Genomic DNA, 6,803 nt, shown 5'->3' with positions numbered 1-6,803 from the left:
TTCTCCCGCCCGGACCGGGCCGCCTGCTTCCGCCCGCCCCGGCCCTGCGTTCCGCTCATGCTCTCCAGCCTACTGGGGCCCCGGCGCCCGCTGCGCCAGGGCTGGGCCCCTCTACTTTTCGGTAGGTAACCTGCATGCCATGCGTGCGCTCCTCGTGGTGAACCCCGCCGCCACCGACACCAGTGCCCGGACCCGCGACGTGCTGATCCACGCACTCGCCAGCGACCTGAAGCTGGAGACGGTCACCACCGAGTACCGGGGCCACGCCCGCGACGTCGCGCGGCACGCGGCGGACAGCGGCGAGGTCGACGTCGTCGTCGCCCTCGGCGGCGACGGCACCGTCAACGAGGTCGTCAACGGCCTGCTGCACCGCGGCCCCGCGCCCGACGAACTGCCCCGGCTCGCCGTCGTCCCCGGCGGCTCCACGAACGTCTTCGCCCGCGCCCTCGGCCTGCCCAACGACGCGGTCGAGGCCACCGGCGCCCTGCTCGACGCCATGCACTCCGGCAGCGAGCGCACCGTCGGCCTCGGGCTCGCCTCCGGCACCCCGGACACCGACGACGAGGGCGCGCCGGCGCGCTGGTTCACGTTCTGCGCGGGCCTGGGATTCGACGCGGGCGTCGTCGGCCGCGTCGAGCAGAAGCGCGAGCGCGGCAAGAAGTCCACGCACCCGCTCTACGTCCGGCAGTTGCTGCGCCAGTGGCTCGGCGAGGGCGACCGGCGGCACGGCGCGATCACGCTGCGGCGTCCGGCCGAGGAGCCCGTCGAGGGCCTCGTCCTCTCGCTCGTCTGCAACACCTCGCCGTGGAGCTACCTGGGCAACCGCCCCCTCTACGCGACCCCCGGCGCGTCCTTCGACACCGCCCTCGACGTGCTCGGACTCGCCCGCCTGTCCACCCCGTCACTGCTGCGTTACGGGACCCAGCTGCTCACCTCCTCGCCGGAGCGCGGGCCGCAGGGCAAGCACGCGGTGTCGCTGCACGATCTCACCGACTTCACCTTGGAATCACAGGCCCCACTGCCCTTCCAGATGGACGGTGACCACCTCGGACTGCGTACGAGCGTGACCTTCACAGGCGTACGGCGCGCACTGCGTGTGATTGTGTGAGTGGAAGGCCCGAAAGTCCTTCCAGTCGAACGTTTAGGCTGCGCCTCACCCCCTGGAAGTGGGGTCCTTAGTCAACTGAGACCAAGGAATCCAAAGAAACTTCACGGAAGGGGTTGTATCCGAAGCTGAGGTTTGCGAACCTCTTCATGGCGGCCGGAGCGCCTCCCCTCAGGGGACCCCACCTCCGGCGCACTCGCCCCCTCCACATGTTGAAGGTCACACCGGAAATCTGATCGGACCCCTTCACTTGTCGGAGGATTCGTGAAAGCGTTCACATTCACAAGCAACTGACAGCAACGCGAAGAGATGGAGCAGTCATGGACTGGCGTCACAGCGCCGTTTGCCGCGAGGAAGACCCCGAGCTCTTCTTCCCGATCGGCAACACCGGTCCTGCGCTGCTGCAGATCGAGGAAGCCAAGGCCGTCTGCCGTCGCTGCCCCGTGATGGAGCAGTGCCTGCAGTGGGCGCTGGAGTCCGGTCAGGACTCCGGTGTCTGGGGTGGCCTCAGCGAGGACGAGCGCCGCGCGATGAAGCGCCGCGCCGCCCGCAACCGGGCGCGCAGGGCAAGCGCCTGACCCGACACCCCCCGGATGCGCGAAGGCGCCGTGGGACCCACGGCGCCGCTCTCCCCGAGCCGCAGCGCAGCAGCCGCAAGAGCCGCACCACGAGTCACCCTGAGAGCCCCGGAGCCGACGGCCCGGGGCTTTTTGCTGGCCGACTGCCCGCGTCCTGAGCCGCGTTGCGGGTGCGTGCCGCCGCAGGAACGCCGCGGGGAAGGGCACGGCCGTCAACCGCGACGTCCACTTCCGTACGCCCACCCCCCGGCGCATCAGCGCTTTTCGGGTTGCACGGGAATGTCGAACACCACCCGCGTGCCCCCCTCCGGCGCCCGCGCCATCGAAAACGTGCCCGCCAACTCCCCCTCGACGAGCGTGCGTACGATCTGGAGCCCCAGGCTTCCGGACGTCGCCGGGTCGAACCCCTCCGGCAGCCCCCGCCCGTCGTCCTGCACGGTGACCAGCAGCCGGCTGTCCTGCCGCCCGCTGGAGCGCAGCGCGGTGACCTCCACGCGCCCCGAGTCCCCCGGCCCGAAGCCGTGTTCCAGCGCGTTCTGCAGCACCTCGGTCAGCACCATGGACAGCGGCGTGGCGACCTCCGCCCGGAGCACGCCGAAGCGGCCGGTGCGGTGCCCCGTCACCCGGCCGGGGTCGATCTCCGCCACCATCGCCACCACCCGGTCGGCGATCTCGTCGAACTCCACGGTCTCGTCCAGGTTCTGCGACAGCGTCTCGTGCACGATGGCGATCGAGCCGACCCGCCGCACCGCCTCGTCCAGCGCCGCCCGCGCCCGCCCGTCGGGGTCCTCCGCGGCCAGCCGGCGCGACTGGAGCCGCAGCAGGGCGGCGACGGTCTGCAGGTTGTTCTTCACCCGGTGGTGGATCTCGCGGATGGTGGCGTCCTTGGTCATCAGTTCGCGCTCGCGCCGCCGGATCTCGGTGACGTCGCGCAGCAGCACCAGCGACCCGATGCGCGTCCCGCGCGGCTTCAGCGGGATCGCGCGCAACTGGATGACGCCGCCGTTGCCCTCCACCTCCGCCTCCCGCGGCGCCCATCCGCTGGCGAGCTTGACCAGCGCCTCGTCCACCGGCTCCTTGCTGACGGCCAGCTCCGAGGTGGCCTGGCCGAGGTGGCGGCCGACGAGGTCGGCGGCCTGGCCGAGGCGGTGGTAGGCGGAGAGCGCGTTGGGCGAGGCGTACTGCACGATGCCCTCCGCGTCGAGCCGGATGAGCCCGTCGCCCACCCGCGGCGAGGTCTCCGTGTCGCCCTGCTGCCCGGGGTAGGGGAACGCACCTGCGGCGATCATCTGCGCGAGGTCGGACGCGCTCTGCAGATACGTCAGCTCCAGCCTGCTGGGGGTGCGCACGGTCAGCAGGTTGGTGTTGCGGGCGATGACGCCCAGGACGCGGCTCTCCCGGCGCACGGGGATGGACTCGATCCGTACGGGCACCTCCTCGCGCCACTCCGGGTCGCCCTCGCGCACGATCCGGCCCTCGTCGAGGGCCGCGTCGAGCATGGGGCGCCGGCCGCGCGGGACGGTGTGGCCGACCATGTCGTCCTGGTACGAGGTGGGGCCGGTGTTCGGACGCATCTGCGCCACGGAGACGTAGCGGGCGCCGTCGACGGTCGGGACCCAGAGCACGAGGTCGGCGAAGGACAGGTCGGCGAGCAACTGCCACTCCGAAACGAGGAGGTGCAGCCACTCCAGGTCGGTCTCGCTCAGCGCCGTGTGCCGGCGGACGAGTTCGTTCATGGACGGCACACCTGGAGCCTACCGGCGAGGCCCCGGAGCACCCGAAGCCCGCCTCGACGACAGCGGGCCGGAGCAGCCGCGGGCCGTCACGCACTTCGGGCCGCGGTGCCTGGACCGGGACCCTCAACCCGTCCGGCACCGCGGCCCGGAGCCAAGCACCGGCGCGCGCGCCGCGGAGTGTGCGGCCCCGCGGCGTCGCAACCGGTGAGGAGGCCGGGACGCAGTCAGGGCAGAGAACGTCTCGGGCCTCGTTCCGCCCCGTCGTGCGGAAGGGGCGGAAGCCTGACAAGCATTGTGGACTAGACCACTCCCGGCTGTCTACGCCCCGGACGCACCGACTTGGCCACCCGCCGCCGACACCGCGAAGCCCGCCGCGGCGACCTCCGCCACCCGCAGGAGCAGCTCCCGGTCGGCACCGTCCCTGGCCTGCGTGGACATGCCCTGGAGTACGGCCCCGGCGTAGCTCGCGAGCTTCTCCGGGTCGGTCCCGGGCGGCAGCACGCCCGCGGTCACGTCGGCCTGGACGCGCGCGGTCATGACCGCGAGGTTCATCGCGCGCAGCTCGCGCATCTTGGTCACCACCTCGGGGGTGGTGGCGCTCACGCCGACGCTGAGCACCATGCAGCCGCGCGGGCGGTCCGGCGCGGTGTAGCCGACGGCTGCCTCGCGCAGGATGCGCGTGAAGGCGGCGACGGCGGTGGGCTCCTCGGCCAGCGCGCGGTCGATGAACGTGCCGTTGTCGCTCGTCGTATACGACTCGACGGCGGCGTCGAAGAGCGCCTTCTTGTCGCCGAAGGCGGCGTACAGGCTCGGCGCGCCGATGCCGAGGACGCGGGTGAGGTCGGCGACGGAGGTGGCCTCGTAGCCGTGCTGCCAGAAGGCGTACAGGGCCTTCTCCAGCGCTTCGTCGCGGTCGAAGGAGCGGGGGCGTCCGCGCTGCTTGGTGGCCATGGAAACTATTCTATAGCGCTCGCTAGTTAATGTGATACGGTCCTTTCTGTAGCAACCTTTACAGAAAGGGGGCGCCGCCATGGGCGCGCTCACTGGCAAGACGGCACTGGTCACGGGCGCGAGCCGCGGGATCGGCAGGGCGATCGCGGAGCGGCTCGGCCGGGACGGGGCCCGCGTCGCCGTGCACTACGGCAGCAACGAGGCGGCGGCGAAGGAGACCGTCGCCGCGATCGAGGCGGCCGGCGGCGAGGCGTTCGCGATCAGGGCGGAGCTGGGCGTGCCGGGTGACGCGGCGGCGCTGTGGGCGGAGTTCGACCGGCACGCGGACGGGCTCGACATCCTCGTCAACAACGCGGGCGTCGCGCTCCAGGCGCTCATCGAGGAGACCGAGGAGGCCGACTTCGACCGGCTGTTCGCGGTGAACACCAAGGCGCCGTTCTTCGTCACCAAGCTGGGGCTGCCCCGGCTGCGGGACGGCGGGCGCATCGTCAACGTCTCCACGGTGGCCACGCACGCGGCGCTGATGCCGACGCTGCTGGCGTACACGATGACGAAGAGCGCGGTCGACGCCTTCACCAAGTTCCTGTCGAAGTCCGTGGGCGAGCGGGGCATCACCGTCAACGCGGTCGCGCCCGGCGCCCTGGACACCGACATGAACGCGGCCTGGCTGCGCGACAACGACGACGCCATGACGGGCATGGCGTCGATGTCGCCGCTCGGCCGGATGACGGACGTCGGCGAGGTCGCGGACACGGTGGCCTATCTGGTCTCCGGCGACGCCAAGGTGCTCACGGGCACGTACCTCGACGTCTCCGGCGGCGTACTGCTGTAGCACGCGCTACGGCCGCGGCCCCGGCTCCTCCGCGGAGGAGCCGGGGCCGCGGCCCGTACACGATCAGGCGGTCAGCGCGTCTCCGTGACCTTCGCCAGCGAGCGCGGGGCGTCCGGGTCCTGGCCGCGGGCGATGGTGACCTCGTACGCGAGCAGTTGCAGCGGCAGGATCTCCAGGATCGGCTGCACCTCCTCCGCCACCCCCGCCGTCGGCAGCGCGAAGCCCCCCGCCGCGGCGTCGACCTGCGCCTGCGGGCCGACGACGACGAGGTCCGCGCCCCGGTCGCGCAGCCGGTCGAGCACCGGCTGCAGCGCCTCGCCGCCGCGGCCGTCGGTGACGATGGCGATGACCGGCGAGACGTTGTCGACCATGGCCAGCGGGCCGTGCAGCAGGTCGGCGCCGGAGTAGGAGAGCGCCGGGATGTACGACGTCTCCATCAGCTTCAGCGCCGCCTCCTTGGCCGTCGGGTAGCCGAAGCCGCGCGAGGTGAGGACCATCCGCTCGGCGAAGCGGTAGCGCTGCGCCAGGGCCTTCACCTCGCCCTGCCGGGCGAGGATCTGCTCGGCCAGCTCCGGCAGCACCGCGGCGGCCTCGCCCTTTCCGCCGCGCATGCCCTCGACGAAGAGGTAGAGCGCCAGCAGCGAGGCGGTGTACGTCTTGGTCGCCGGGAGGGCCTTCTCCGGGCCCGCCTGGACGTCGATGTGGTACTCGCTGACGCCGGCCAGCGGCGAGTCCGGGTTGTTCGTCACCGCCAGCGTGAGGGCGCCGGCCTCGCGGGCGGCCCGGGTGGAGGCGACGAGGTCGGGCGAGCCGCCGGACTGGCTGACGGTGATCACCAGCACGTCGGTGAGGTCCTGCTTGGCCTCGTACGCCGTCGTCGTGGACATCGACGTCAGCCCGCACGGCAGCCCGAGCTGGATCTCCAGCAGGTACTTGGCGTACAGCGCGGCGTTGTCCGACGTGCCGCGCGCGGTCAGCAGGACGAAGCGCGGCGCGCGGGCCGCGATGGCCTCGGCGACCCTGCGGATCTCCGGGGCGCCGTGCGCCAGGACGCGGCGCAGGGCCTCGGGCTGTTCGGCCATCTCGCCGGCCATGATCCGGCCCGGCTGGGCGGCAGTCATGCGGGGTGCCTCCGTTTTGCGGTGTCAGGTGGTACGGGCGTGGCGGTCAGGCCCCGGCGCCCTTGCCGGTGATGACCTCCGCGGCGGCGCGTCCGCAGACGCGGGCGGCACCGTGGGTCGCGATGTGCGGCGCCCCGCGCGGCGGCGCCTGCGGCACCCCCATCTCCACCACGACGGTGTCGGGACGGGCGGCGAGCAGGCCGTCGAGCGCGTCCGCCATCCAGGGGTGGCGGTGGACGTCGCGCACCACTGCGACGATCCTACGATCACGGGCCGCCGCGAGCACATTTGCGGTCAGCGCCGACAAACCCTCCCGGCTCGCCGCGTCCCCGCCCCCGCCGTCCCCGGCGCCCAGCGCCGAGCCGTCGAAGACCGCGGACTCGGTGCCGGGCAGCTCCCGCTCCAGCTCGGCACCGACGCCCCACGGGGTCTCCTGCCCCACCGCGATGCTGGCCACCGGCGTGAACCCCGCGACGTACA

General features: G+C 72.4%; 6 protein-coding genes and 1 pseudogene. 3 read left to right on the top strand and 4 right to left on the bottom strand.

The features are described from left to right. Positions 1 to 139 precede the first annotated feature (139 nt). On the top strand, positions 140 to 1,108 hold the full coding sequence (locus H5J30_RS12975) for a diacylglycerol/lipid kinase family protein (protein ID WP_181787587.1): 969 nt from the start codon (positions 140 to 142) through the stop codon (positions 1,106 to 1,108). Positions 1,109 to 1,425: 317 nt separating this feature from the next. Further along, positions 1,426 to 1,683, top strand: coding sequence for a WhiB family transcriptional regulator (locus H5J30_RS12970; protein WP_018835069.1), 258 nt, complete (start codon positions 1,426 to 1,428; stop codon positions 1,681 to 1,683). A 254-nt stretch (positions 1,684 to 1,937) separates the two neighbouring features. Here the strand turns inward: H5J30_RS12970 and H5J30_RS12965 are convergent, their stop codons facing one another. Together H5J30_RS12965 and H5J30_RS12960 are read right to left on the bottom strand one after the other, a co-directional pair. Beyond that, the gene (locus tag H5J30_RS12965; RefSeq protein ID WP_181787586.1) at positions 1,938 to 3,419 is read right to left on the bottom strand and encodes a PAS domain-containing sensor histidine kinase; all 1,482 of its coding nucleotides are present in this window, start codon (positions 3,417 to 3,419) and stop codon (positions 1,938 to 1,940) included. 318 nt (positions 3,420 to 3,737) lie between these two features. Continuing rightward, a complete protein-coding gene (locus H5J30_RS12960) occupies positions 3,738 to 4,370 on the bottom strand; it encodes a TetR/AcrR family transcriptional regulator (protein WP_181787585.1) in 633 nt (210 codons plus the stop codon). Between the two features lie 79 nt (positions 4,371 to 4,449). On the opposite strand from H5J30_RS12960, the gene H5J30_RS12955 reads away from it, so the two are divergent. Next, on the top strand, positions 4,450 to 5,202 hold the full coding sequence (locus tag H5J30_RS12955) for an SDR family oxidoreductase (RefSeq protein ID WP_181787584.1): 753 nt from the start codon (positions 4,450 to 4,452) through the stop codon (positions 5,200 to 5,202). A 71-nt stretch (positions 5,203 to 5,273) separates the two neighbouring features. Here the strand turns inward: H5J30_RS12955 and H5J30_RS12950 are convergent, their stop codons facing one another. Then, a complete protein-coding gene (locus tag H5J30_RS12950) occupies positions 5,274 to 6,323 on the bottom strand; it encodes an SIS domain-containing protein (RefSeq protein ID WP_181787583.1) in 1,050 nt (349 codons plus the stop codon). A gap of 46 nt (positions 6,324 to 6,369) precedes the next feature. Then, positions 6,370 to 6,803, bottom strand: a pseudogene (locus H5J30_RS12945) (glycoside hydrolase family 3 protein); the annotation flags it as partial.

Origin of the sequence: Streptomyces phytophilus (assembly GCF_013870535.1) — a bacterium.
In the GTDB taxonomy this organism is placed as follows: domain Bacteria; phylum Actinomycetota; class Actinomycetes; order Streptomycetales; family Streptomycetaceae; genus Streptomyces; species Streptomyces phytophilus.
Note: the sequence above shows the minus strand (reverse complement) of the source record. Positions and strands in the feature narration are given on the sequence as shown.